Source organism: Micromonospora solifontis (assembly GCF_003725545.1).
In the GTDB taxonomy this organism is placed as follows: domain Bacteria; phylum Actinomycetota; class Actinomycetes; order Mycobacteriales; family Micromonosporaceae; genus Micromonospora; species Micromonospora solifontis.
The window spans coordinates 19,303-41,566 of record NZ_RJLN01000014.1 but is presented as its reverse complement, the minus strand read 5'-3'; the positions used below and the strand labels follow the sequence as shown (position 1 = coordinate 41,566).

The following is a 22,264-nucleotide window of genomic DNA, read 5'->3' as shown; positions in this document are numbered from 1 at the left end:
CGCCGGACGGCGACGGGCCACCGGGCCCGGCGCACGACGGCGACCCGAGCGTGAGGACCGTGCGCCGCGCCGCGGCGTCCGGCAGGTGGACAGGAGGCGGCGTGGCAGAGGCCCCGGCGTACGAGGAGCGACCCCGGCGACGTGGTCGCCGGGTGTTGACCGGTTTCGTGGTCCTGCTGCTGGTCCTGGCGGGGTTGCTGGTGGTCGCCGACCGGCTGGCGGCCGGGGCGGCCGAACGGGCCATCGCCGACCAGGTCGAGCAGGAGGTCGCCAAGCAGGACGCGACCTCGGCGCCCCCGAAGGTCGACGTGGCCGGCTTCCCGTTCCTCACCCAGGTGCTGGCCGGGAAGTACCAGCACATCTCGATCGTGCTCACCGATGTGCAGGGCAAGGTGCAGGGCGACGCGGTCGACGTGCCCCGGCTCGACGTGGACGCCCGCAACGTGAAGGCGTCGCTGGACACCCTCCGCAGCCGGCAGGGGGACGTGACCGCCGAGACGGTCGACGGCCGCGGCACGGTCACCTACGACAGCCTCGCCAAGCTGCTCGACCGGCCCGGGCTGAAGCTGGGTGAGCAGAACGGCAAGCTCACCGTCACCGCGCCGGTGGACGTGCTGGGCGTCAAGCTCACCGTGCACGGCACCGCCGACGTCACGGTCGCCGGCGGCAAGGTCGCGCTGCGCTTCAACGAGCTGACCGCCGAGGGTCTGCCGAACCTGCCGCTGGCCCGACAGGTGCTGACCAACTACGCCAAGGGCATCTCGATCGACGTGCCCCTGCCGGAGCTGCCGTTCCAGCTCAACGTCCGCAAGGTGGAACCGAAGCCGGACGGGCTGGTCGTCACCGCCGACGCGAAGAACGTGCCGATCAACTCGGTGAGCTGAGACCGGACCCGCCCGCCGGGTGTCCCGGATGCTGGTCGGCCCGGTGGCTTCGGGCGGAGTGGCTGGTAGTCTCCCACCTCATGGGGACGCTCCTCACCAAACGGCGCGCGGTCGACCTGTGCCGCGTGGCCACCTGCCTGTGTCGCCCCGTCATCTGACGGCGGGGCTGTCCTCGGCCGCCTAGGCGGCCACCGGCACACAGGGTCCGCGTACCCTCCGGTTTTCCCCCTGATCGCCCGGCAGCGGCGCCGTCGCACGTACCCGTGATCCGTTCCTAGCTCTGGGTCCCGCGCGTGGTGCGACAATCACCAACTTCAATCTCCGCGCGCAGGCTCACCATCCATCCTCACCAGGGAGTGATCTGATGAGTCGCGACACCGCACTCGTCTCGGCCGAGTGGGCCGAGAAGAACATCGACGCCCCGGGCGTCGTCTTCGTCGAGGTCGACGAAGACACCTCGGCCTACGACACCGGCCACATCGCCGGTGCGATCAAGCTGGACTGGCGGACCGACCTCCAGGACCCGGTCCGCCGGGACTTCGTCAACAAGGCCCAGTTCGAGGCGCTGCTCTCCGAGCGGGGCATCGCCAACGACGACACCGTCATCCTCTACGGCGGTAACAACAACTGGTTCGCCGCGTACGCGTACTGGTACTTCAAGCTCTACGGACACCGCGACGTGAAGCTGCTCGACGGTGGCCGCAAGAAGTGGGAGCTGGACGCCCGTCCGCTGGTCACCGACGCGGTGACCCGCCCGGCGACGCAGTACGTCGCGCAGGAGCCGGACACCTCGATCCGCGCCTTCCGCGACGAGGTGGTCGCCGCGATCGGCACCCGGAACCTGGTCGACGTGCGCAGCCCCGACGAGTACGCGGGCCGCCTGCTCGCCCCCGCCCACCTGCCGCAGGAGCAGGCCCAGCGCGCCGGCCACGTGCCGACCGCGATCAGCGTCCCGTGGTCGAAGGCGGCCAACGAGGACGGCACCTTCAAGTCCGACGACGAGCTGCGCAAGATCTACGCCGATGCCGGGCTGGACGACAGCCGGGAGACCATCGCCTACTGCCGGATCGGCGAGCGCTCCTCGCACACCTGGTTCGTCCTGCAGGAACTGCTCGGCCACCGCAACGTGAAGAACTACGACGGATCCTGGACCGAGTACGGCTCGCTGGTCGGCGTGCCGGTGGCGCTCGGCGACACGCCCGGCGAAGCCGGGCCCAACAGCTCTGTCGGGGAGGCCTGATCATGACTGCTCCCACCGCCGCCGGTTGCGCCGCTCCGGACCAGGCCGCCCCGCTGCCGGCCAGCCTGGACCTGGAGAAGGAGACCGTGATCACCGGCCTGGTCAAGGCCGAGTCCGGGGAGGCCGTCCCCGGCGCGTACGTCCGGCTGCTCGACGCCACCGGCGAGTTCACCGCCGAGGTGGTGACCTCTCCGGCCGGCCAGTTCCGGTTTTTCGCCGCGCCCGGTGACTGGACCCTGCGGGCGCTCTCCCGGCACGGCAACGGCGACACCGCCGTCACCGCCGCTCGCGGGATCAACGAGGTGACCGTCACGGTCGCCGCCTGACCCACGCTCTGCCGCTCGTGGCCCGCCGCCCCCGTGGGGGCGGCGGGCCACGGCGTTCCCCCCGCCCTCGGTGCGCGCTGATTCACGGAAAGAGTGGCCTTCCGAGCTGCGGAGGCCACTCTTTCCGTGAATCAGGCCCCGTCTCGGGTCGGAGGGGTGCGGGGGTGGCGGGGTGGGTCGTGCGGGCGTGACACGATGGCCCGGTGAGTGGTGCCCTCCAGGCGGGCTACGCCCCGCCGAGCCGTCCCGACCAGCCGGCGCCCGGCCGGCGCTGGCTGGTGCCGGCGGCGGTGGTCTGGGCGGTGCTGCTCGCCGGGCTGACCTGGTGGTCGGTGCGGCACGACCCGCCGACCGTGAAGGAACAGCGCACCCTCGGCGAGGCGGCGCCGGTGGTGGACCGGGCGATGGGCCGCCTGGTGGCCGCGCTCGACGACGACGCCTGGGAGCTGACCCCGGTGCGGGTGGCGCGGGGCTGCCGGGTCACCCCGCTGTCCGACGGCGCGACCCTGACCCGGGGACTGGACGTGCCGGTGCCCGTCGGGAGCGAGCGGGCCCTGCTGGACCGGGTGGCGCAGCGGCTGCCCGCCGACTGGCGGGCCGGGGTGGCCACCGAGGCGGGCCGGCCCCGGCTGCGGGCCGACGCGGGGGAGTTCATCGCGGTCGACGGCCGGGTGGTGGCCGACGGCCTGGTCCGCTTCTCCGCCGCCACCGGTTGCCGCCCGGCCGACACCGAACTCGTCGAGCTGCTGCCCGGCCATCCCGTCGGGCCGGAGCTGACCGCGGCGCTGCGGGCGCTGGGCCAGGCGCCGCCGCCGGACGCCGCGCAGGTCGCCGCGGCTCCCTGCCCGGGGGGCGGGCTCGCCCGGACGGTCGGCGTCACCGCCGGCGCGGTGCCCGCCTCGCTGGCCGCGCTCCGGCCGCTCGGCGCCGTCGTGGTCGACCGCCCCGAGCTGTACGCCTACCGCGTCGGCTCCGTCGCCGTGCTGGCCGACAGCACCGGCGGGAAGCTCCGCCTGGTCGCCTCCACCGGCTGCGCCGGCTGACCCGCGCCGGCTGCCCCGGAGGCCGGCCGGCGGCTCACCGACCGGTGGATCAGTCGTCGCGCTCGTGGTCGTGCGGGCCACGGCTGCGGCCCAGCGCGTCCACCCGGCCCCAGCGGCCGGGGATGTCGAGCAGCTCCACCCGGCCCATCCCGTCCGGCACCGACGGGTCGATGATCAGATGCTCGCCCTGCGGCTCGAGGCCGAGCATCACCCGCAGCAGCAGCAGCGGCGTCCCGGCGGACCAGGCCTGCGGGCTGCACGCGGTCGGGTACTGCACCGGGTAGTCGGTGAGGTTGCGTTCGTAGCCGGCGAACGCCTCCGGCAGCCGCCCCTGGAAGAAGCGGGAGGCGTTGAGCATCGCCGAGCAGATCTGGCCGGCCTCCTCCCGGAAGCCGTACTTCCACAGGCCCCAGGCGATGATCGAGTTGTCGAACGGCCAGACCGTGCCGACGTGGTAGCCGATCGGGTTGTACCGGGCCTGGTCGTCAGCGAGGGTCCGCACCCCCCAGCCGGAGAAGAGCCGCGGTCCGAGCAGGTGCTGGGCGACCGCCGCCGCCCGTGACTCGTCGACGATGCCGCTCCACAGCAGGTGGCCGATGTTCGAGGAGAGGGCGTCCACCTGCTGCCCGTCGGGGTCCAGGGCCAGCGCGTAGTACTCCCGCTCCGGGATCCAGAAGTCCCGGTTGAACCGTTCCTTCAGCGCCGCCGCCTCGCGTTCCAGGCGGTCCGCGTAGGCGGGGTCGTTCCAGAAGGTGCGGGCCAGCCGGGCACCGCGCAGCTTGGCGTCGTACGCGTACCCCTGGAGCTCGCAGGTTGCCCGGGGGAACTCGGGCATCCGGCCGTCGGAGTAGGAGATCGAGTCCCAGGAGTCCTTCCAGCACTGGTTCTGCAGCCCGGTCTCCGGGTTGCGGGTCAGGTACCAGACGTAGCCGGTGCCGAGCAGGTCCCCGTAGGTGTCGATCCAGGCCAGCGCCGCCCGGGTCTCGTGCTCCAGCAACCGGACCAGCTTCCCGTCACCGGTCCACCGCTCGTACTCGTCGAGCAGGATCACGAAGAGCGCGGTCGAGTCGGCCGAGCCGTAGTACGGGGAGTGTGGCTGCTCCCCGAAGCCGGCGGTCTCGCCGTAGCGCAGCTCGTGCAGGATCTTGCCGGGCTCCTCGTCCCGGAAGTCGTCCAACCGGCTGCCCTGGAGCGCGGCCAGCATGAGGATCGTCGGCGGCACCAGCTCGGGCAGGAACGGCAGCACCTGCAGCGAGGTGAAGATGCTGTCCCGCCCGAACAGGGTCATGAACCAGGGCAGCCCGGCGGCGAGCAGCCGTACGCCGAGCGCGATCGACTCGTAGCGGAGGGCGGCCAGGTCGTTCAGGCTGCGCCGGTACGCCCCCGCCAGCGGCTGGCAGTCGCAGCCGAGCTTCGGGGCGCGGGCGATCAGCTCGTCCTGCTCGGCGTGGATGGCCGCGACCGAGCGGTGGCCGCCCAGCGGCAGGGTGGCCCGGATGTCCTCGCCACGGGCGCCGTAGATGAACGTGGCGGTGTGCAACCGGGTGGTCCACTCGCCGTGCGGCCCGATCCGGATCCGGAAGGTCATGCCGCTCTCGTCGATGGCGGCCGGGGCGGTCGTGGTGATCACCGCCTCCCGGTGGAACCCCTCCCGGCGGTAGGTGAGCCGGAGCTCGTCCTGCCCGACCGTCGGCGTGGTCCGGCCCTTCTTCCGCCGCTTGTGCTTGATCTCGAACAGGTCGGCGAAGTCGGAGCCGATGTCGAGTCGAAGGCTGAACTCGACCTCCTGCTCCGCGTGGTTGAGCAAGGTCAGCTCCTCGTCGAAGCTGCCGCCGATCGACCGGCTGCGGATCAGGGAGACCTTGGCGTCCAGGTAGTGCGTGGGCTCGCCGGGCACCAGGAAGAAGCGCGTCCGGTAGGACTGCGAGTCGTCGATGGACAGGGCGTGCAGCTTCTCGCCGTTGAGGGTGAGGACCCAGGTCGAGATGAACCGGGTGTCGAAGGAGAAGAGCCCGGTGGGAAAGTCGAAGGAGGGCTCGATGTTGCCGCGTCGGTCGCTGACCAGGAAGGTGTTGCCGTCCAGGATGCTGACCCGCTCCTTCATCATCCGGACCTTCCGACGTGTCGGCGGGCGGTCTCCCGGGGGTCCCGGGTGCCGGGCGGGTCGGGGAAGAACCGGCGGAAGAGCAGGAACAGCACCACGTTGCCGCTGAACGTGGCTTCGTTGCGCAGCACCGCGGCCATGCCGGCCTCGCGGCCGGTGACCAGTTCCTCGAACAGTTCGCTGCTGACCGTGAAGACGGCGTCGGCGGGGCGCGCCTGCTCCTGGCTCACCCGGACCGTGCCGGGCGCCAACTCCACGTACCAGTGCTCGGTGCGGTTGCCGCAGGTCAGGTCGATCTGGAGCAGGCCACTGGTCGGGCCGCGCAGCACCGCCGGGGCACGCGCCGGCAGTGCCGCGAAGAACCGCTCGATCGCCTCGCCCACATCCGAATGGTAGGCAGCAGTCGGAAATGTCGGGTCAATATCGGCGCTCCGCCCCCGGAACGAACATTCCGTCGCGGCGAGCGGCCTCAGTAGACCAGCGCCTGCGCCCCCTCGGCCATCGCCTCCTCGACGAAGACCGCCGCGCCGGCGATGCGTACGCCGGGAATGACGTCGTCCTGGCCGATGTCCCGGCGGGCCGCGCACTGGGTGCAGGCCGTCACCTTTCCGGTGGCCAGGATCACGTGCAGCAGCTCGGCCAGCGGCGCGGAGTGCGGCAGCTCGAAGTCCTGCGCCCGCCCGGGCAGCGCGAACCAGGTCGACTCCCCGGTCAGCCAGAGCGACACGTCGACCCCGGCGGCGGCCGCGGTGGCGGCGACGGTGAAGGCCTGCGCGCAACGCTCCGGGGCGTCGGCGCCGGCGGTGGCCTTGACGACGAGAGTGCGGGCCATGCCGCCCAGCATAGGATGGCCCGGATGGTTACCGAGATCGGGTTCGTCAGCCTGCTGGTCGCCGGCCTCGGCGCGCTCGCCGGTGGCCTGGTGTACCTGGCTGTTCGCATCTCGAGAGGAAAATGGTGAGCGTGAGGAGTGAGCCGGGTTTGCGAGCCCCGCAGTCGCGAACGAAGGTGGCGCGGTGAGCGAGAACCCGCTCCAGCCCCCGTGGCTGAACGCGCCGCCGGTCGACCCTTACCCGTACGAGGAGAGTCACGACCTGCGCGTCGGCCCGAAGCTGCACCGGAGCCTGGACGGGCTGCTGCCGTACATCGGGGTGTGGCGCGGGCGTGGGCGGGGTGGCTATCCCACCATCGAGGACTTCGACTACGCGCAGGAGATCCGGATCAGCCACGACGGCCGGCCGTTCCTGTTCTACGAGTCCCGGGCCTGGATCCTCGACGAGGAGAGCCGCCCGGTCCGGCCGGCCGGGCGTGAGGTGGGCTGGTGGCGCCCGGTGATGGACGGCGACCGGGTCACCGACGAGCTGGAAGCGCTGATGACCACGCCGACGGGCGTGATGGAGCTGCACATCGGCAAGCGGACGGGCACCCAGATCGAGTTCGCGACGGACGCCGTGATCCGGACGGCCACCGCCAAGGAGGTCACCGCCGGTGCCCGCCTGTTCGGCATCGTCGAGGGCGCCCTGCTCTACGCCCAGGAGATGGCCGCCATGGGCCAAGCCCTGAGCCCCCACCTCTCCGCCCGCCTAACCCGCGTAGCCGGCTAACCCCCCACCCCCACCCCCCTCCCACCCCTCCACTGTCCCGGCGATCATGAAGTTAGCGGCGACGAATGGGACATTCGTCGCCGCTAACTTCATGATCGACGCGGAGGCCGGGGGAAGCCGAGGAGGGTGAGGAGGGGGGCCGTCAGGGGGGAGGGGGCGCGGGGGGTGGCGTCGAGGGATCTGATCTCCGCGAGGCCGCGGATGGACGAGGTCAGCCAGATGGCGTCCGCGCGGTGCAGTTCCGGCGGGGTGATCAGGCGTTCCTCCGCCCGCAGGCCCAGTTCGGGCGCCCGGTCCAGCAGCCAGCCGGCGGTCACCCCGGGCAGTATCCCGGTGGCCGCCGCCGGCACCGTGCCGAGCGTCGTGCCGCTGAGCCAGACGACGTTGGCGGTCGGCCCCTCCAGCACGTACCCGTCCGTGGAGACCCACAGCACGTCGTCCACGCCGGTCCGGGCCGCCCAGCGCCGGGCCGCGGTGTTCACCGCGTACGAGGTGGACTTCAGGCCCACCGGGAGCCAGTCCAGCTCCGGTCGGGCCCGGGCGGTGACCCCGAGCGGCAGGGTGGCCACCGTCACGCCGTCCCGCCGGGCCCGCCTCGCCGCCGCCGGGACCTCGGCCAGGGTGGCGTAGACGGTCGGCGGCCCGCCGCCCTCCGGGCCTCGGGTGCAGACCAGCCGCAGCGCCCCCTCCCGCTCAGGCGGCCACCCGGCGCGGACCGTGTCGATCAGGTCCACCAGCGCGCCGGCGGGCGGCAGGTCCAGTTCGATCGCCGCCGCGCCGGCGCGCAGCCGGTTCAGGTGTGCGTCGCGCAGCCATGGCTCCCCGCCGCGCAGGTGCATGGTCTCGAACAGCCCGTCGCCGTGCAGCACGCCCCGGTCGTCGCCGCGCAGCACCGGCTCCCCGGCCGGTACGACGCCCCGGCCCAGCACCGCCACCCGCGAGGTCACCACGACCGCCGAGGGTAGCGGCGTACGGCGGCCGGTTCGGTGCGGCGGCCGAACTATGATCGGACGGTGTCCGAATCCTCCCTCGCGGAACTGCTCCGCTCCCGTGGGCTGCGGCTGACGGCGCAGCGGCAGTTGGTCCTCCAGGCGGTCATGGAGTTGGGGCACGCCACGCCGGAGCAGGTGCACACGGCGGTCCGTGAGGTGGCCGCCGGGGTCAACATCACCACCATCTACCGGACGCTGGAGCTGCTGGAGCGGCTCGGCCTGGTGACCCACACCCACCTGTCGCACGGCTCGCCGACGTACCACGCGGCGGGCGAGCACCAGCACGTACACCTGGTCTGCCGGGAGTGCGGCGCGATCGACGAGATCGAGCCGGAGCTGCTCCGCCCGCTGGCCGACCAGTTGGCCGGGCAACGCGGGTTCCAGGTCGACATCGGGCACGTGGCGCTCTTCGGCGTCTGCGGCCAGTGCGAGGACGGGGGACGAGAATGATCGACATCGCGGGTGCGGTGACCACCGAGGCCATCGACGAGGAGACCCGGGACCAGCCCGAGCCGGTCCACCGGGCGGCCGGGGTCGGCCCGGTCGCCGCTCACTACGGCGACCCGATGCGCGAGCAGCGCACCCTCGCCACCGGGGTCGGTCTGGTCGACCGCTCGCACCGCGGTGTGGTGGCGGTGCCCGGCGAGGAGCGGAGCAGCTGGCTGCACACTCTGACCAGCCAGCATCTCGCCGCGCTGGGCCCGTGGCAGGGCACCGAGCTGCTGGTCCTCTCCCCGCACGGGCACGTGGACCAGCACGCCATGGTGACCGAGGACGGCGAGACCACCTGGCTGGACACCGAGCCGGGGATGACCACCGGCCTGCTGTCGTACCTGGAGAGGATGCGGTTCTTCAGCAAGGTGGAGCCGCGCGACGCCACCGCCGACCACGCCGTGCTCTCGCTGGTCGGGCCGGAGGCCGCCGGCGCGCTCGACACCCTGGGGGTCACCGGGCTGGCCGCGCCCGACGTGGTCGCGGTGCCGGGCCCGAAGTTCCGCTCCGGTGAGCTGCCGCCCCGACCCACCGTGGTGTACGACGTGAAGCCGCTGCCGATCGGCGGGTGGGCCCGACGGGTGGCGCTCGGCGTGGACCTGCTGATCCCCCGGGAGGCGATGACCCAGGTGGTGGACGAGCTGCGCGGCGCCGGGGTGCCGGTGGCCGGGCTGTGGGCGTACGAGGCGGTCCGGGTGGCCGCCCGGCGCGCCCGGGCCGGAGTGGACACCGATCACCGGACGATCCCGGCCGAGGTGGACCTGATCGCTCCGGCCGTGCATCTCGACAAGGGCTGTTACCGGGGCCAGGAGACCGTGGCCCGGGTGCACAACCTGGGCAAGCCGCCGCGACGCCTGGTCCTGTTGCACCTGGACGGGGTGACCACCGACCAGCCGCCGGTCGCCGGTACGCCGGTGACCCTGGACGGCCGCACGGTCGGCTTCGTGGGCACCGCGGTGCACCACTACGAGCTGGGTCAGATCGCCCTCGCGGTGGTCAAGCGCAACGTCGCCGACGACGCCCGACTGATGGTCGGGGAGACGGCCGCCGCCATCGAGCCGGCGTAAGGGGTGCCGCCTCAACGGGCGTCAAGCGGAAGATTTCCCGTTTGACGCGGCTGAGACGCGGATTTCTGTTGCCTCGCGGCTGTCGACCGGAGGCGAGCCGGCGGTCTAGGATCCCGACATGACGACAGGGACGTTGATCACGGTTGCCCCCACCGGCGCGGAGTCGGCCAAGGCGGAGGTGCCGGCGCTGCCGGTGACCCTCGACGAGCTGCTGCTGACCGCCAAGGAGTGCGAGGCGCTCGGCGCCGCCGTGATCCACGTCCACATCCGCGACGACCAGGCGAAGCCCACCCTGGACCAGGGCCGGCTGCGGGAGACCGTGGCGGCGCTGCGGGAGAGCACCGACCTGATCGTGCAGCTCTCCTCCGGCGGCGCGGTCACCGACCCGGAGGCCGACCGGCTGGCCGTGCTGGACGCCGGGCCGGACATGGCCTCCTGCACCATGGGCACGGTCAACTTCGGCGACGACGTCTTCATGAACCGCTGGGAGTTCATCGTCGACCTGCACACCCGGATGCAGGAGAAGGGCGTCGTCCCCGAGTACGAGATCTTCGACCTCGGCCACCTCACCGCGCTCCAGCGCCTGCTCGGCAAGTACGGCCTGCCGCACGGCGGCCACGTGCACGTCGACTTCGTGATGGGGGTGCCGGGCGGGATGCCGGGCACCACCGCGACCCTGGTCGCCGCCCAGCAGATGCTGCGCGACCTGCCCGAGGGCACCACCTTCTCGGCGACCGGGATCGGCCGTAGCACCATCCCGGTGCTGCTGGCGTCCCTGTCGGCCGGCGGTCACCTGCGGGTCGGCATGGAGGACACGGTCACCTACGCCAAGGGCCGGCCGGTCGAGTCGAACATGCAGCTGGTCGCCCGCGCGGTCGGCTTCGCCCAGCTCGCCCAGCGCCCGCCGCTGACCACCGCCGAGGCCCGGGCGCTGCTCGGCCTGTAAGCCACGCCCCGCCCGCCACCCCTGTACGGCCCCGGACGCCGCCGCTGGTCACCCCGGTGCCGGCGCCTCCGGAACTCTCGGTACCGTCCACTCCGTGGGAAAGACGTACGAGGGCGGCGTGCCGCTCGCCGAGGTGGTCCGGTCCGGGTTCGTGGAGGGCCTGCACCGGGGTTCCGTGGTGGTGCTCGACGCCGCCGGTACGCCCGTGGCCGGGGCGGGGGACGGCACCTCGCCGATCTTCCCCCGGTCGTCCAACAAGCCGATGCAGGCGATCGGGATGCTCCGGGCCGGCCTGCCGCTGACCGACCCGGCCGACGTGGCGCTCGTCTCGGCCAGCCACGCCGGCGAGGAGTTCCACGTGGAGCGGGTCGCCGGGCTGCTGCGCCGGGGCGGACTCGACGAGGAGGCCCTGCACTGCCCGCCGGACCTGCCGGTCGGGGACGCGGCGCGGGACGCGGTGCTGCGGTCCGGCGGCGGGCCACGGCGGATCCAGATGAACTGCTCCGGCAAGCACACCGGGATGCTGCTCACCTGTCTCGCGGCCGGCTGGCCGCTGAACGGCTACTGGCTGCCCGAGCACCCGCTCCAGCAGCGGCTGTCCGCCGCCATCGAGGAGTTCACCGGCGAGCCGGCGGCGGCCGTCGGGGTGGATGGCTGCGGCGCGCCCGTACTCGCCGTGTCGCTGACCGGGCTGGCGCGGGCGTACCTGCGGTTGGTCTCCGCGGAGCCGGGCACGGTGGAGCGGACCGTGGCGGACGCGATGCGGACGTTCCCGGAGCTGGTGGGCGGCACCCAGGCCGACGACACCCGGCTCATGCGGGGCGTACCGGGGCTGCTGGCGAAGGTCGGCGCGGAGGGCGTCATCGCGGCGGCGGTGCCGGGGGTCGGCGCGGTCGCTCTCAAGATCGACGACGGCGGCGCGCGGGCCCGGATGCCGGTGCTGGTCGCGGCCTTGCGCCGGCTCGGCGTCGAGGCCCCGGTGCTGATGGAGTACGCCGAGGTGCCGCTGCTCGGCGGCGGACTCCCGGTCGGGGCGGTCCGCCCGGTCTGGTGACCGACCCCGCCCGACCCCGACCAGCATGCGGCAGGTCCGGGTTTTCCGGCGGGCGTGGCCTGGCTTGGTCCGCGCCGGATGCGGCAGGTCGGGTCGTCCGGGCCCGAGATTGACCCGGTTCACCGCGACTCGCCGGCTGCGGCGCCCGCCCGTCAGGGCGACGGTCAGGGGAGGAAGTCGAGCAGGGCGGCGTTGACCGGCTCGGGGCGCTCCAGTGGCAGCAGGTGCGCGGCGTCCGGGACGTCGGGCAGGCGGACGCCGCGCGGGGCCTCGGCGGCGATCCGGTCGGCGAGCCGGCGCAGGTCCGCGACGTCGTCCGCGCCGGTCCCGGCCAGCACCGGCATCCGCAGCTCGCCGAGCCGGTCGACGGCGGGCGGGTCGAGCTCGCCCACCTCGACGGCGCTGAGCGCCTGCTCGGCGGCGAGCGCGCGGCGGTCCAGCTCCACGGCGAACCGGATCAGTTCCGGGTCGACGTCGGCCGGCTCCCGGGTCGGCCCGACCACCCAGAACCGCACCTCGCCCTGGGCGGTGGCCGCGAAGTCCTCCGGGTCCACGTCGCCGACCAGTTCGTTCCAGAGCCGCTCGGTCTCCTCGGTCCATTCGTGGCCGGAGACCGGCGCGCCGAGGAGGGCGAGCGCGGAGACCCGCTCCGGGTACGCCAGCGCGGTGTCCACCGCGACCCGGCCGCCGAAGGAGCAGCCCACCAGGGCCGCCTGTGCGATGCCGAGGGCGTCCAGCAGCCCGATCACGTCATCGTGGTGCGCGAAGGGTGCCGGCGGCAGCTCCGAGTCGCCGTAGCCGCGCAGGTCGGGGGCGATCACCCGGTGCCGGGCGGCGAGCGCGGGGAGCTGGCCCCGCCACATCCGCCGGTCGGCGATGCCGGCGTGCAGCAGCACCACCGGGCTCCCGCTGCCGGCCTCGTCGTACGCGAGCTGGGTGCCGTTGACCTCGATCTTGACCACGGGGGCACGGTACGGACCGTCCACCGGGTGCGCAACCGCCAATTCGTGACCTCGCTAACTCTGGCTAGCACTTTGCTTGCAGTAGCTAGCATCGCGAGCTAGTGTTGAGGCATGGCCAACGGTAAGGACCTTCCCGACGTCGGCGGGTTCATTCGCGACCTGCGGCGTAACGCGAAGATTTCCCTGCGCCAGCTCGCCGAGCAGGCCGGCGTCAGCAACCCGTACCTCAGCCAGATCGAGCGCGGGCTGCGCAAGCCGAGCGCCGAGGTGCTCCAACAGCTGGCCAGCGCCCTGCGGGTCTCCACCCCGGCGATGTACCTGCGGGCCGGGCTGCTGGACGACAAGGAGGGGCAGGGTGTGCTCGCGGCGATCGCCGTCGATCCCGAGCTGACCATGGCCCAGAAGCAGTCCCTCACCCAGATCTACGAGACGTTCCGCCGGGAGAACGCCCGGCTCGCCGAGGCGACCGCCGCCGCCCAGGCGGCCACCGAGCCGACCTCGGCCGAGGTCGCCGAGCCCCGGAGCGCGCCGGAGGCCCCGGCCACCGCCACGCCGGCCGCGACCGGCCCCACGACGCCGGACGGCACCCCGACCGAGGCGGTTCTCGAGTCGGTCGCCGTCACCGAGGCGGGCGCCACACCCACCCCGACCACCGCCGTCCCCGAGAAGAAGGCCGCCCGTCGGGCGGTCCGCAAGGCCGCCGGTGCGGCCGAGGAGGAGAAGTCATGACCCAGCCGAAGACCAACCGCATTCCGGCCCCCGTCTACGCCGCCGCCGGCGCCGGCGAGCTGGCCCTCGAGCAGCTGCGCAAGCTCCCCACCGTGGTCAGCGACCTCGGCACCCGGGTCGTCGCCGACCTGAGCGGCAAGGCCGTCGTCACCGGCGTCGAGCTGCGCCAGAAGGCGAACACCACGCTGAAGACCGCCAACCTGACCGCCGTCGGCCTGCGGGAGAAGGCCGTCCCCGCCGACCTCGACCTGGACAAGCTCCGCGAGGTGGCCACCCTGGACAAGATCCGTGAGGCCGCCACCCGCAACGCCGCCGCCGTGCTGACCGGCGCGCAGGCCGCCCAGGCGCGCGCCCTGGCGGCGTACGCCGAGCTGGTCGCCCGGGGCGAGCGGGTCGTCGGCGCCGGCGTGCTGGAGGCTGCCGACACGGTGAACGCCGACATCGAGGCGACCGAGGCCGCGCCGGTCACCGAGGCCGCGAAGCCGGTCGAGGCGCCGTCCCCGGCCGAGGTGGCCGAGGCCGTGGCGAGCAAGCCGGCCGCCGTGAAGCGGACCCGGGCCACCAAGGCCACCGCCGCCAAGGCCGGTGCGACCAAGCCCGCCACCCCGTCGGCCAAGCTGCCGAAGGTCACGAAGCGGACCCGCCCCGCCGCCGAGTGAGTCGAATCTGGACCGGGACCCCGGACAGCGTCCTGTCGGACGTTTCCGGGGTCTCGGCATAAGCTTGCCGACATGGCCATCGCCGCGCCGATCTTCGCGTTCGAAGTCCGCTATGTGATCGAGCTGCTCCTGCTCGTCTTCGCCCTGATCATCGAGGGAGTGGCGCTGGTGCACGCGATCACCCAGCGCTCCGACGCGTTCCCCGCGATCGGCACCCTGCCCAAGGGTGGCTGGATCGCCATCCTGGCGGTCTGCATGCTGCTCACCCTGCCGTTCTTCGGATTCGGCGGCGCGATCAGCATCTTCGGGCTGGTCGGCATCGCGGCCGCCCTGATCTACCTGCTGGACGTGCGGGTCGGGCTGCGCGACCTGCACGACGGCCGGGGCTTCTGGTGAGAGGTTTCCGCTGGCCCCCGCCGCCCGACGGCGGCCCGCGCACCTGGGGTCCCGGCCCCGGGGCACCGCGGACCGGCCGGCCGGCGCTGCCCGAGCCGGAGACCGAGCTGGTCACCACCCCGCACGGGGTACGGCTGGAGCGACTGGTCACCGGCACCGGTGAGCCGGTGACGGTGTTCGCGCACGGGCTGGGCAACGGCATCGCGACCACCCGTCCGTTCGGCAGCGCGGTCAGCGGGCGGAAGGTCTTCTTCCAGTTCCGCGGGCACGGCCGTTCCGACTCGCCCCCCGGACCCTGGACCTACCTGGAACTGGCCCGTGACCTGCGGGCGATCGCCGACCTCGCGGGCGCCACCCGGGCCTTCGGGGCCAGCCTCGGCGCGGGCGCGCTCTGCCGGCTGCTCGCCGAGAGTCCGGAACGCTTCGAGAAGCTCGTCTTCTTCCTGCCCGCCGTGCTCGACGAGCCGCGCGGTGAGGTGGCCCGGACCCGGCTGACCGGCCTGCTGGAGGCGGTGGCCGACGGGGACGCCTCGGCGCTGGCCGACGTGGTGTCGCTGGAGCTGCCGCCGTCGGTCCGCAACACCCCGGCGGGCTGGGCGTACCTGCGGCAGCGGCTCGACCAACTGCTCCGGGACGGCCTCGCGCCGGGGCTGGCCAGCCTGCCGGAGCAGGCGCCGCTGCGCGACGCCGGGGCGCTCGCCGCGGTGACCGCGCCGGCGCTGGTGATCGCCTGCGCGGGGGACGACCTGCACCCGGTGCCGGTCGCCGAGCGGTTGGCCGCCGCGCTCCCGAACGCCACCCTGCACGTGTACGACCGACCGGGCGTGCTCTGGACGGAACGCGCCGACCTGCGCGAGCGGATCTCGACGTTCCTGAACGGGTAACCTCCGCTGTCATGGGCGTCACACACCACGGCCGTACGCACCGCCTCGACCTCGCCGACCCCACCCTCCGGGAATGGGCGTGCACGGTGCTGGCGGCCGACCCCGAGCAGGGCATCGTGCTGGACCGGTCGGCCTTCTACCCGGGTGGCGGGGGGCAGCCGCCGGATCACGGAGTGCTGCTGTGGCAGGGGGCGCAGACCCGGATCGTGGGCACCCGCAAGGGCGACGACCTGTGGCTGATCCCGGCCGAGGGTGACCCGCTGCCGCCGGTCGGCACCGCCGTCACCGGCGCGGTCGAGGACGACCGGCGGACCATGCTGATGCGTACCCACTCCGGGCTGCACGTGCTCTGCGGGGTGGTCTTCCGCGACTTCGGCGCGCTGGTCACCGGCGGGAACATGGAGCCCGGCGAGGCCCGGATGGACTTCAACCTCCCCGAGGTGCCGCCGGACTTCAAGGGCCGGATCGAGGAGCTGGTCAACGCCGAGGTGGCCGCCGACCGGGCGGTCGCCGTGCGGGTGCTGCCGCGGGCCGAGGCCCTCGCGCTGCCGGACATCATCCGCACCCAGTCCAACCTGATCCCGCCCGACGAGCAGCAGGTCCGGATCGTCGACATCGTGGGGCTGGACGTGCAGGCCGACGGGGGTACCCACGTCGCCTCCACCGCGCAGATCGGCAAGGTCCAGGTGGTCAAGGTGGAGAGCAAGGGTCGGGCCAACCGCCGGGTACGCGTCCGCCTGGTCGACTGAACTCAACCGGGCAGGTGGGCGGCCCGGACGTCGAGCAGCCACCGCTCCACGGTCTCCTCGTCCGGCCCGTCCGGCAGCGGGGTGCGGATCCGGTCGAAGTCCCGCCCGGCCGCGGCGACCAGCGCCTCCGCCTCGTCCAGCGCGCCGCCCGCGACCCGCTCACCGAACGCCCGGAACCACTCCGGGTCGGCCAGCCGGATCTCCAGCACCCCGGTGGCGTAGAGCACCCGCCCCTGGTGCAGCAGCCGGGCCAGGTGCCGGGCGTGCTTCGCGGAACGCCGCCGGCCGCCGGTCGAGGAGTCGCGTGTCGTCAGTTTGCGGAACTGCTGGGTGGCGTAGCCGAGGTAGGCGTCGCGGACCCGGGGCGCGCTGAGGAAGGCCGAACGGATGGCGATCAGCCGCTCGCCGAATTCGGTGCGGGTCTCGTAGCAGTCGTCGGGCAGCCACATCAGCTCGGTGGCGGTCGGGTTGCCGCTCAGCGCCAGGAGGGCGTACTTCCTCGCCTCGTGCAGGGTGACGTCCGGGTCGGTGGTGACCACCGACTCGCGCGGCGGGTGCAGGCCGTGGAAGGCCACGGTGGGCGCGGCGAAGACGCCGATCCGGTCCACGTCCGACCCGGGGCCGGCCAGCCCGTACGCGACCGAACCGACGATCCCGGAGAGCAGCAGGTGCATGCCGCTCATGATGGCGGATCCGGATCACCCGGAAAACCGGACTTGGGCTGTCAGGTATCGGTGCGAGGGTGGGTGGCATGACGAAACCGCTGACAGGAAAGATCGCGCTCGTCGCCGGGGCGACCCGGGGCGCCGGCCGGCAGATCGCCGTCCAGCTCGGCGCCGCCGGGGCCACCGTCTACGCCACCGGCCGGACCACCCGCGAGCGCCGCTCGGAACTCGACCGGCCGGAGACCATCGAGGAGACCGCCGAGCTGGTCACCGCGGCCGGCGGCACCGGGATCGCGGTCGCGGTCGACCACCTCGACCGGGACCAGGTACGCCGCCTGGTCGAGCGGATCGACACCGAGCAGGGCCGGCTCGACGTGCTGGTCAACGACATCTGGGGCGCCGACCCGCTGATCACCTGGGAGAAGCCGGTCTGGGAGCAACCCCTCGACGCCGGCTTCCGCACCCTGCGGCTGGCCGTGGACACCCACATCATCACCAGCCACTACGCGCTGCCGTTGCTGATCCGCCACCTGGGCGGTCTGGTCGTCGAGGTCGGTGACGGCACCAAGGCGTACAACGACGACAACTACCGGCTCTCGGTCTTCTACGACCTGGCCAAGGTGTCGGTGAACCGGCTCGCCTTCACCCAGGCGCACGAACTGGCGCCGCACGGGTGCACCGCGGTCGCGCTCACCCCGGGCTGGCTGCGCTCGGAGGCGATGCTGGAGCACTTCGGGGTCACCGAGGCCAACTGGCGCGACGGCGCGGCGAAGGACCCGAACTTCCTCATGTCGGAGACGCCGGCCTTCGTCGGGCGCGCGGTGGCCGCCCTGGCCGCCGACCCGGACCGGGCCCGCTGGAACGGCGAGTCCGTCGACGCCGGCAGCCTGGCCCAGGTGTACGGCTTCACCGACCTGGACGGCACCCGCCCGCACTTCTTCCGCTATCACGAAGAGGTGATCAAGCCCGGCAAGCCGGCGGACGACAAGGGCTACCGCTGACCCTCCGGCCCGAACCCGTAGCGCGCCGCCGCGCGCCGGGCCGCCTCGGCGAACCGCGCCCGCAGCTCCGGCGGGTCCAGCACCTCGACCTCCGGCCCGAGCCGGAGCAGCACGTCGTACGCCACCGGGACGGACTCGACGGGCAGCCGGGTCACCACCCACCCCTGCCCGTCGGGTTCGCCCGCCCCGGCCACCGCCTCCTCGTACGCGAAGGGGGCCTCGGCCACGTGCCGGAGCGCGCGCAGGCCGGCGGGGCTGAGCCGGACGGTGACCTCGGCGCGCAGCATGCTGCGCAGGAACGACACCGCCTGCTCCCGCCAGTACGCGCCCAGGTCGAAGCCCTCGTCCCGGTCGAAGGTCTCCGCGCCGGTCTCGACGCCGACCACCCGGTCCACCCGGTAGGTCCGGTGCCCGTCGCCGACCCGGCCGACCAGATACCAGACCCCGCTCTTCAGCACCAGCCCGTACGGCTGCACCGTGCGGGTCACCTCCCGCTCGCCGCGCCGGTAGCGCAGCTCGACCACCCGGTCCCGCCAGACCGCGCGGGCCAGCTCGGCCAGCCACGGGGGCGGGGTCGACTCGCGGAACCAGCCCGGTACGTCCAGGTGGAACCGCTGACCGGTGCGGGCGGGCGCGTCCCGCAGGCTCGGCGGCAGCGCGGCGAGCACCTTCAGCTCGGCGGCGGCCACCGCGTCGGCCAGGCCCATGTCGCCGGCCGGGCCGGGCAGCCCGGCCAGGAAGAGCGCCTCCGCCTCGTCCCGGGTCAGCCCGGTCAGCCGGGTCCGGTAGCCGCCGAGCAGGCGGTAGCCGCCGGCCCGGCCCCGGTCCGCGTACACCGGCACCCCGGCCGCGGAGAGCGCCAGCACGTCCCGGTAGACGGTGCGTTCGGAGACCTCCAGCTCGCGGGCCAGCTCGGCCGCGGTCATCGTCTCCCGCGCCTGCAGCAGCAGGAGCAACGAGATCAGCCGGGACGCACGCACCCGCCCATTGTGTAAGGAAGGGCCCCCTGTTAACGCCTCCGGTAGTAAAGGGGGCCCCTCCTAACAGGGCTGACCGGGTGGGATGCGGTCTGCCACTAGGCTGTCCGGTCGTGGACGCACCCCGCCTCGCCGCGCCCGTGACCGGCGCCCTCACCCGCTTCGTCGCCGGCGCCGGCCTGCTGCTGCGCGGCTTCGCCCTGTACGTCCGCAGCCCTGGGCTGATGCTGCTGGGGATCGTGCCGGCGTTGATCTCCGGGGCGCTCTTCGTCGCCGCCTTCGCCACCCTGCTGTACTTCGTGGACGATCTGGCCGTGCTGGTCACCCCGTTCGCGGACGACTGGTCCGGGACCTGGCGGGGACTGGTCCGGGTGGTCGCCGGGCTGGCCGTCGTGGGACTGGCCGGGCTGCTCGGGGTGCTCACCTTCACCGCGGTGACCCTGGCCATCGGCGACCCGTTCTACGAGAAGATCTCCGAGCGGGTGGAGGACCGGCTGGGCGGCACGCCCGGCGCGGTCGACGTGCCGTTCTGGGCGTCGCTGCGGCGCAGCATCGTCGACTCGCTGCGGCTGGTGGCGATCTCCGCGCTGGTCGGCGTACCCCTCTTCGCGGCCGGCTTCCTCCCGGTGGTGGGCCAGACGGTGGTCCCGGTGGTCGGCGCGCTGGTGGGTGGCTGGTTCCTCGCCCTGGAGCTGGCCGGTGCGCCCTTCTACCGGCGCGGCATGCGGCTGCCGGACCGCCGGTCGATACTGAAGGCGGACCGGCCGACCACCCTCGGCTTCGGGGTCGCGGTCTTCGTCTGCTTCCTGATCCCGCTCGGCGCGGTGCTGGTCATGCCGGCCGCCGTCGCCGGGGCCACCCTGCTGGCCCGCCGGTCGCTCGGGCAGCCCGTCGAGGAGGGGTGACATGGAGATCATGCTGGTGGAGGGGGACATCACCGCCCAGCCCGTCGACGCGATCGTCAACGCGGCGAACTCCTCGCTGCTCGGTGGCGGTGGGGTGGACGGCGCGATCCACCGCCGGGGCGGCCCGGCGATCCTCGAGGCGTGCCGGACCCTGCGCGCCTCCCGCTACGGCAAGGGCCTGCCGACCGGCCAGGCGGTCGCCACCACCGCCGGCGACCTGCCGGCCCGCTGGGTGATCCACACCGTCGGGCCGGTCTTCGCGGCTCGCGAGGACCGGTCCGCGCTGCTGCGCGCCTGCTACGCCAACAGCCTGGCGGTCGCCGACGAGCTGGGCGCGCTGACCGTCGCCTTCCCGTTGATCTCCGCCGGTGTCTACGGCTGGCCGGTCGACGACGCCGTCCATCAGGCGTTGACCGTGCTGCACGGGGCCGACCCGGTGCACGTCGCCGAGGCCCGGCTGGTGCTTCTCGGCGCGGACACCTACGCGACCGCCGTACGGGTCGCCGCCGGGCTCAGCTGAGCCGGCGTCGGCAGGACCACTGGCTGTCCACCGGCCGGTAGCCGAGCCGGGCGTTGATCGCCAACATTGGCGCGTTCGCCTCGTCGTTCGAGGTGTACGCGATCCGTACCCCCGCGGCGGCGGCGCGGTGCAGGGCGGCCTGCTTGGTCAGCCGGCCCAGACCCCGGCCACGGTGCCCCGGCACGGTGCCGGTGAAGTCCGACCACATCCGGTCGCCGTCCCGCTTGACCAGGCTGAGGGCGACCACCTCGCCGTCCACCTCGGCGACCGTGCTGGCCTGCCGGTCCAGCCCCGGGTTGTCCCACACCTCGTGGTGCCAGAGGTCGTAGCCGAGCACGTCCGTGGGGACGTCGCCCGGCTCGTCCAACGACGACTCGGCGTCCGCCCGGTGGATCCGGCGCGGGTCGACCCCGGCGGCCGGCAGCAGCCGTACGCCCGGTGGCGGCTCGGGCATCGGCGGGGCGGGCCGCAGGTCGAGCGCCGAGTAGCGCAGCTCGCGGCTGGGCGTGAAGCCGTGCCGCCGGGCGAACGGCAGGGATTCGGTGCGGCAGTGGATGAGCACCCGGGTCGCGCCGATCCGCCGCAGGTGACCGAGGGCGGCGTCGAGGAGGGCGGTGCCGACGCCCCGGCGCCGGTGGGCCGGGTCGACATGCAGGGTGGAGACCTCGCCCACCCCCGGGGTCGAGGTCTGCGAGTTGCGGTACGCCGACACCCAGCCGACCAGCCGCCCGTCCGCCTCGGCCACCCAGGCCGCCCAGTCCTCGCCGGGCGGCGGCTGGACGATCATGCGCCGGGTCGACTCGACGCCGCGCACCAGGTACGGGTAGACCAGCGCGCGCAGCGCCACGACGGCGGACGCGTCCTCGGGACGGGCGGGGCGGATCAGGGCGTCGCTCATCCGGCTGACCCTAGATCCGTCCCGCGCCACCGGGCGAGCGGATTAATCCTCGGTACGGGCGGGACGGGCCGGCCGACCCCTGGCGGCCGGCGGCGGGGTGTCAGGAAGGGGCCCCGGATCTACGCCTGGCGTCAACCGGGGCCCCTCCTTGCACGTCAGGCGGATTCGCGGACGACCAGTTCGGTCGGCAGCATGAGCGCCTGCTCGATCTCCTCGCCCGCGGCGATCCGCAGCAGCTGTCGGGTCATCGCCCGACCCAGCTCCACTATGGGCTGCCGGACGGTGGTCAGCGGCGGCTCGGTGTAGGCCGCCGTCTCGATGTCGTCGAAACCGATCACCGCCACGTCCTGCGGCACGCGCCGGCCCGCCTCCCGCAGGGTGCGCAGCGCGGCGTGTGCCATCAGGTCGGAGGCGGCGAAGACGGCGTCCAGGTCCGGGTGCTCGGCCAGCAGCTGCCGCATCGCCGCCGTGCCGGACTCCCGGGTGAAGTCGCCGTACGCGACCAGCACCGGCAGGCCCGCCTCGGTGATCGTGTTCCGGTAGCCCTCCAGCCGTTCGATGCCGGCGACCATGTCCTGCGGGCCGGCGATGGTGGCGATCCGCCGCCGGCCGTTCTCGATGAGGTACCGGACCGCCCGGGTGACCCCACCGACGTGGTCGACGTCGACGTACGGGACCTCGGCGCCGTCCAGCGGCCGGCCGCTGCACACCACCGGGATGCCGAGCCGGGCCAGCCTGCCCGGGAGCGGGTCCTCGCCGTGCAGCGAGGCGAAGAGCACCCCGTCCACGTGCCGGCCGGTGGTGTACCGCTCGACCCGCTCGTGCCCGGCCGGCGAGCCCGCCAGCATCAGCACGAGCTGCTTGTCCGCCGCCTCCAGCTCCTGGGCCGCCCCCCGGATGATCCCGGGGAAGACCTGGTCGTCGGAGAAGACCCGGGTGGCCGCCTCGGGCATCACCAGCGCGACCGAGTCGGTGCGTTGGGTGACCAGGCTCCGGGCGGCGAGGTTCGGGACGTACCCCAGCTCCTCCACCGCCCGGCGCACCGCCTGCTGGATGGGTTCCGCGACGGTGGTGGAACCGTTGACCACCCGGGAGACCGTGGCCCGGGACACGCCTGCCCGCTTCGCCACCGCCTCCAGGGTCGGCCGTTGTGCCGTCGTCATCCCC

28 protein-coding genes are annotated in these 22,264 nt (G+C 73.6%); 19 read left to right on the top strand and 9 right to left on the bottom strand.

Annotated elements, in window-relative coordinates; genetic code table 11:
- The first annotated feature begins 101 nt into the window (after positions 1-101).
- The 5 genes from EFE23_RS07335 (at position 102) to EFE23_RS07320 (ending at position 3,493) form a co-directional block, all read left to right on the top strand.
- Positions 102-884 (top strand): LmeA family phospholipid-binding protein, encoded by a 783-nt coding sequence (locus EFE23_RS07335; RefSeq protein WP_123240141.1) that lies wholly within the window; start codon positions 102-104, stop codon positions 882-884.
- A gap of 80 nt (positions 885-964) precedes the next feature.
- Positions 965-1,042 carry an Ms5788A family Cys-rich leader peptide gene (locus EFE23_RS29525; RefSeq protein ID WP_311202345.1) on the top strand — a complete coding sequence of 26 codons (78 nt, stop codon included), beginning with the start codon at positions 965-967 and terminating at the stop codon, positions 1,040-1,042.
- A 206-nt stretch (positions 1,043-1,248) separates the two neighbouring features.
- A complete protein-coding gene (locus EFE23_RS07330) occupies positions 1,249-2,124 on the top strand; it encodes a sulfurtransferase (RefSeq protein WP_123240140.1) in 876 nt (291 codons plus the stop codon).
- A 2-nt stretch (positions 2,125-2,126) separates the two neighbouring features.
- Positions 2,127-2,450 carry a DUF1416 domain-containing protein gene (locus tag EFE23_RS07325; RefSeq protein ID WP_123240139.1) on the top strand — a complete coding sequence of 108 codons (324 nt, stop codon included), beginning with the start codon at positions 2,127-2,129 and terminating at the stop codon, positions 2,448-2,450.
- A 275-nt stretch (positions 2,451-2,725) separates the two neighbouring features.
- Positions 2,726-3,493 (top strand): hypothetical protein, encoded by a 768-nt coding sequence (locus EFE23_RS07320; protein ID WP_204335095.1) that lies wholly within the window; start codon positions 2,726-2,728, stop codon positions 3,491-3,493.
- Positions 3,494-3,542: 49 nt separating this feature from the next.
- Here the strand turns inward: EFE23_RS07320 and EFE23_RS07315 are convergent, their stop codons facing one another.
- The 3 genes from EFE23_RS07315 to EFE23_RS07305 form a co-directional block, all read right to left on the bottom strand.
- On the bottom strand, positions 3,543-5,600 hold the full coding sequence (locus tag EFE23_RS07315) for an amylo-alpha-1,6-glucosidase (RefSeq protein WP_439650832.1): 2,058 nt from the start codon (positions 5,598-5,600) through the stop codon (positions 3,543-3,545).
- Entirely contained in the window at positions 5,597-5,980 is a 384-nt protein-coding gene (locus EFE23_RS07310) for an SCP2 sterol-binding domain-containing protein (protein ID WP_123240136.1), read from the bottom strand. The genes EFE23_RS07315 and EFE23_RS07310 overlap by 4 nt, the downstream gene beginning before the upstream one ends.
- Before the next feature lie 86 nt (positions 5,981-6,066).
- Positions 6,067-6,441 (bottom strand): DsrE family protein, encoded by a 375-nt coding sequence (locus tag EFE23_RS07305; RefSeq protein ID WP_123240135.1) that lies wholly within the window; start codon positions 6,439-6,441, stop codon positions 6,067-6,069.
- A gap of 12 nt (positions 6,442-6,453) precedes the next feature.
- Between EFE23_RS07305 and mtfM the strand changes: the two genes are divergently transcribed.
- Together mtfM and EFE23_RS07300 are read left to right on the top strand one after the other, a co-directional pair.
- On the top strand, positions 6,454-6,558 hold the full coding sequence (gene mtfM / locus EFE23_RS29430) for a small membrane protein MtfM (protein ID WP_046570768.1): 105 nt from the start codon (positions 6,454-6,456) through the stop codon (positions 6,556-6,558).
- A gap of 55 nt (positions 6,559-6,613) precedes the next feature.
- Positions 6,614-7,201 carry a heme-binding beta-barrel domain-containing protein gene (locus EFE23_RS07300; protein WP_123240134.1) on the top strand — a complete coding sequence of 196 codons (588 nt, stop codon included), beginning with the start codon at positions 6,614-6,616 and terminating at the stop codon, positions 7,199-7,201.
- A gap of 89 nt (positions 7,202-7,290) precedes the next feature.
- On the opposite strand, the gene EFE23_RS07295 is transcribed toward EFE23_RS07300, so the two are convergent.
- Positions 7,291-8,151, bottom strand: a complete 861-nt coding sequence (locus EFE23_RS07295; protein WP_123240133.1) for an aminotransferase class IV — start codon at positions 8,149-8,151, stop codon at positions 7,291-7,293.
- Between the two features lie 63 nt (positions 8,152-8,214).
- Between EFE23_RS07295 and EFE23_RS07290 the strand changes: the two genes are divergently transcribed.
- From EFE23_RS07290 to EFE23_RS07275, 4 genes are all read left to right on the top strand, one after another.
- Positions 8,215-8,643 (top strand): Fur family transcriptional regulator, encoded by a 429-nt coding sequence (locus EFE23_RS07290; protein WP_123240132.1) that lies wholly within the window; start codon positions 8,215-8,217, stop codon positions 8,641-8,643.
- Complete coding sequence (gene ygfZ, locus EFE23_RS07285) at positions 8,640-9,752, top strand: CAF17-like 4Fe-4S cluster assembly/insertion protein YgfZ (RefSeq protein WP_123240131.1); 1,113 nt, start codon at positions 8,640-8,642, stop codon at positions 9,750-9,752. The genes EFE23_RS07290 and ygfZ overlap by 4 nt, the downstream gene beginning before the upstream one ends.
- Positions 9,753-9,870: 118 nt before the next feature.
- On the top strand, positions 9,871-10,698 hold the full coding sequence (locus tag EFE23_RS07280) for a beta-keto acid cleavage family enzyme (RefSeq protein ID WP_123240130.1): 828 nt from the start codon (positions 9,871-9,873) through the stop codon (positions 10,696-10,698).
- Positions 10,699-10,792: 94 nt separating this feature from the next.
- Positions 10,793-11,752, top strand: a complete 960-nt coding sequence (locus EFE23_RS07275) for an asparaginase (RefSeq protein WP_123240129.1) — start codon at positions 10,793-10,795, stop codon at positions 11,750-11,752.
- Between the two features lie 164 nt (positions 11,753-11,916).
- Here the strand turns inward: EFE23_RS07275 and EFE23_RS07270 are convergent, their stop codons facing one another.
- On the bottom strand, positions 11,917-12,714 hold the full coding sequence (locus tag EFE23_RS07270) for an alpha/beta fold hydrolase (protein ID WP_123240182.1): 798 nt from the start codon (positions 12,712-12,714) through the stop codon (positions 11,917-11,919).
- Positions 12,715-12,825: 111 nt separating this feature from the next.
- On the opposite strand from EFE23_RS07270, the gene EFE23_RS07265 reads away from it, so the two are divergent.
- The 5 genes from EFE23_RS07265 (at position 12,826) to EFE23_RS07245 (ending at position 16,131) form a co-directional block, all read left to right on the top strand.
- Positions 12,826-13,443, top strand: coding sequence for a helix-turn-helix domain-containing protein (locus tag EFE23_RS07265; protein WP_123240128.1), 618 nt, complete (start codon positions 12,826-12,828; stop codon positions 13,441-13,443).
- Positions 13,440-14,102, top strand: a complete 663-nt coding sequence (locus EFE23_RS07260) for a hypothetical protein (protein ID WP_123240127.1) — start codon at positions 13,440-13,442, stop codon at positions 14,100-14,102. Before EFE23_RS07265 ends, EFE23_RS07260 begins: the two co-directional genes overlap by 4 nt.
- Positions 14,103-14,174: 72 nt before the next feature.
- Positions 14,175-14,498 carry a DUF2516 family protein gene (locus EFE23_RS07255; protein WP_123240126.1) on the top strand — a complete coding sequence of 108 codons (324 nt, stop codon included), beginning with the start codon at positions 14,175-14,177 and terminating at the stop codon, positions 14,496-14,498.
- Positions 14,495-15,382, top strand: a complete 888-nt coding sequence (locus EFE23_RS07250; RefSeq protein ID WP_123240125.1) for an alpha/beta fold hydrolase — start codon at positions 14,495-14,497, stop codon at positions 15,380-15,382. Before EFE23_RS07255 ends, EFE23_RS07250 begins: the two co-directional genes overlap by 4 nt.
- A gap of 11 nt (positions 15,383-15,393) precedes the next feature.
- Complete coding sequence (locus EFE23_RS07245; RefSeq protein ID WP_123240124.1) at positions 15,394-16,131, top strand: alanyl-tRNA editing protein; 738 nt, start codon at positions 15,394-15,396, stop codon at positions 16,129-16,131.
- Positions 16,132-16,133: 2 nt separating this feature from the next.
- On the opposite strand, the gene EFE23_RS07240 is transcribed toward EFE23_RS07245, so the two are convergent.
- Positions 16,134-16,805 (bottom strand): nucleotidyltransferase domain-containing protein, encoded by a 672-nt coding sequence (locus tag EFE23_RS07240; RefSeq protein WP_123240181.1) that lies wholly within the window; start codon positions 16,803-16,805, stop codon positions 16,134-16,136.
- A gap of 77 nt (positions 16,806-16,882) precedes the next feature.
- Here EFE23_RS07240 and EFE23_RS07235 point away from each other — a divergent pair, with 77 nt between their 5' ends.
- The gene (locus EFE23_RS07235) at positions 16,883-17,797 is read left to right on the top strand and encodes an SDR family oxidoreductase (protein ID WP_123240123.1); all 915 of its coding nucleotides are present in this window, start codon (positions 16,883-16,885) and stop codon (positions 17,795-17,797) included.
- Here EFE23_RS07235 and EFE23_RS07230 read toward each other — a convergent pair.
- Positions 17,788-18,777: a helix-turn-helix transcriptional regulator gene (locus tag EFE23_RS07230; protein WP_123240122.1), complete on the bottom strand. Its 990-nt coding sequence runs from the start codon at positions 18,775-18,777 to the stop codon at positions 17,788-17,790. The two genes, EFE23_RS07235 and EFE23_RS07230, sit on opposite strands and share 10 nt — an antisense overlap.
- A gap of 110 nt (positions 18,778-18,887) precedes the next feature.
- Between EFE23_RS07230 and EFE23_RS07225 the strand changes: the two genes are divergently transcribed.
- Positions 18,888-19,679 (top strand): EI24 domain-containing protein, encoded by a 792-nt coding sequence (locus EFE23_RS07225; protein WP_123240121.1) that lies wholly within the window; start codon positions 18,888-18,890, stop codon positions 19,677-19,679.
- A gap of 1 nt (position 19,680) precedes the next feature.
- A complete protein-coding gene (locus EFE23_RS07220; protein ID WP_123240120.1) occupies positions 19,681-20,199 on the top strand; it encodes an O-acetyl-ADP-ribose deacetylase in 519 nt (172 codons plus the stop codon).
- Here EFE23_RS07220 and EFE23_RS07215 read toward each other — a convergent pair.
- Both EFE23_RS07215 and EFE23_RS07210 read right to left on the bottom strand, forming a co-directional pair.
- Positions 20,192-21,097, bottom strand: coding sequence for a GNAT family N-acetyltransferase (locus tag EFE23_RS07215; protein ID WP_123240119.1), 906 nt, complete (start codon positions 21,095-21,097; stop codon positions 20,192-20,194). The two genes, EFE23_RS07220 and EFE23_RS07215, sit on opposite strands and share 8 nt — an antisense overlap.
- 155 nt (positions 21,098-21,252) lie before the next feature.
- Positions 21,253-22,260 carry a LacI family DNA-binding transcriptional regulator gene (locus EFE23_RS07210; protein WP_123240118.1) on the bottom strand — a complete coding sequence of 336 codons (1,008 nt, stop codon included), beginning with the start codon at positions 22,258-22,260 and terminating at the stop codon, positions 21,253-21,255.
- Positions 22,261-22,264: the final 4 nt, after the last annotated feature.

Bases quoted from the DNA above. Each gene is read 5' to 3' on its own strand.
- EFE23_RS29525 (WP_311202345.1), top strand. From the start codon at position 965: ATGGGGACGCTCCTCACCAAACGGCGCGCGGTCGACCTGTGCCGCGTG.
- EFE23_RS07330 (WP_123240140.1), top strand. From the start codon at position 1,249: ATGAGTCGCGACACCGCACTCGTCTCGGCCGAGTGGGCCGAGAAGAAC.
- EFE23_RS07325 (WP_123240139.1), top strand. From the start codon at position 2,127: ATGACTGCTCCCACCGCCGCCGGTTGCGCCGCTCCGGACCAGGCCGCC.
- EFE23_RS07315 (WP_439650832.1), bottom strand. From the start codon at position 5,600: ATGATGAAGGAGCGGGTCAGCATCCTGGACGGCAACACCTTCCTGGTC.
- EFE23_RS07305 (WP_123240135.1), bottom strand. From the start codon at position 6,441: ATGCTGGGCGGCATGGCCCGCACTCTCGTCGTCAAGGCCACCGCCGGC.
- mtfM (WP_046570768.1), top strand. From the start codon at position 6,454: ATGGTTACCGAGATCGGGTTCGTCAGCCTGCTGGTCGCCGGCCTCGGC.
- ygfZ (WP_123240131.1), top strand. From the start codon at position 8,640: ATGATCGACATCGCGGGTGCGGTGACCACCGAGGCCATCGACGAGGAG.
- EFE23_RS07280 (WP_123240130.1), top strand. From the start codon at position 9,871: ATGACGACAGGGACGTTGATCACGGTTGCCCCCACCGGCGCGGAGTCG.
- EFE23_RS07265 (WP_123240128.1), top strand. From the start codon at position 12,826: ATGGCCAACGGTAAGGACCTTCCCGACGTCGGCGGGTTCATTCGCGAC.
- EFE23_RS07260 (WP_123240127.1), top strand. From the start codon at position 13,440: ATGACCCAGCCGAAGACCAACCGCATTCCGGCCCCCGTCTACGCCGCC.
- EFE23_RS07255 (WP_123240126.1), top strand. From the start codon at position 14,175: ATGGCCATCGCCGCGCCGATCTTCGCGTTCGAAGTCCGCTATGTGATC.
- EFE23_RS07245 (WP_123240124.1), top strand. From the start codon at position 15,394: ATGGGCGTCACACACCACGGCCGTACGCACCGCCTCGACCTCGCCGAC.
- EFE23_RS07240 (WP_123240181.1), bottom strand. From the start codon at position 16,805: ATGCACCTGCTGCTCTCCGGGATCGTCGGTTCGGTCGCGTACGGGCTG.
- EFE23_RS07235 (WP_123240123.1), top strand. From the start codon at position 16,883: ATGACGAAACCGCTGACAGGAAAGATCGCGCTCGTCGCCGGGGCGACC.
- EFE23_RS07220 (WP_123240120.1), top strand. From the start codon at position 19,681: ATGGAGATCATGCTGGTGGAGGGGGACATCACCGCCCAGCCCGTCGAC.
- EFE23_RS07215 (WP_123240119.1), bottom strand. From the start codon at position 21,097: ATGAGCGACGCCCTGATCCGCCCCGCCCGTCCCGAGGACGCGTCCGCC.
- EFE23_RS07210 (WP_123240118.1), bottom strand. From the start codon at position 22,260: ATGACGACGGCACAACGGCCGACCCTGGAGGCGGTGGCGAAGCGGGCA.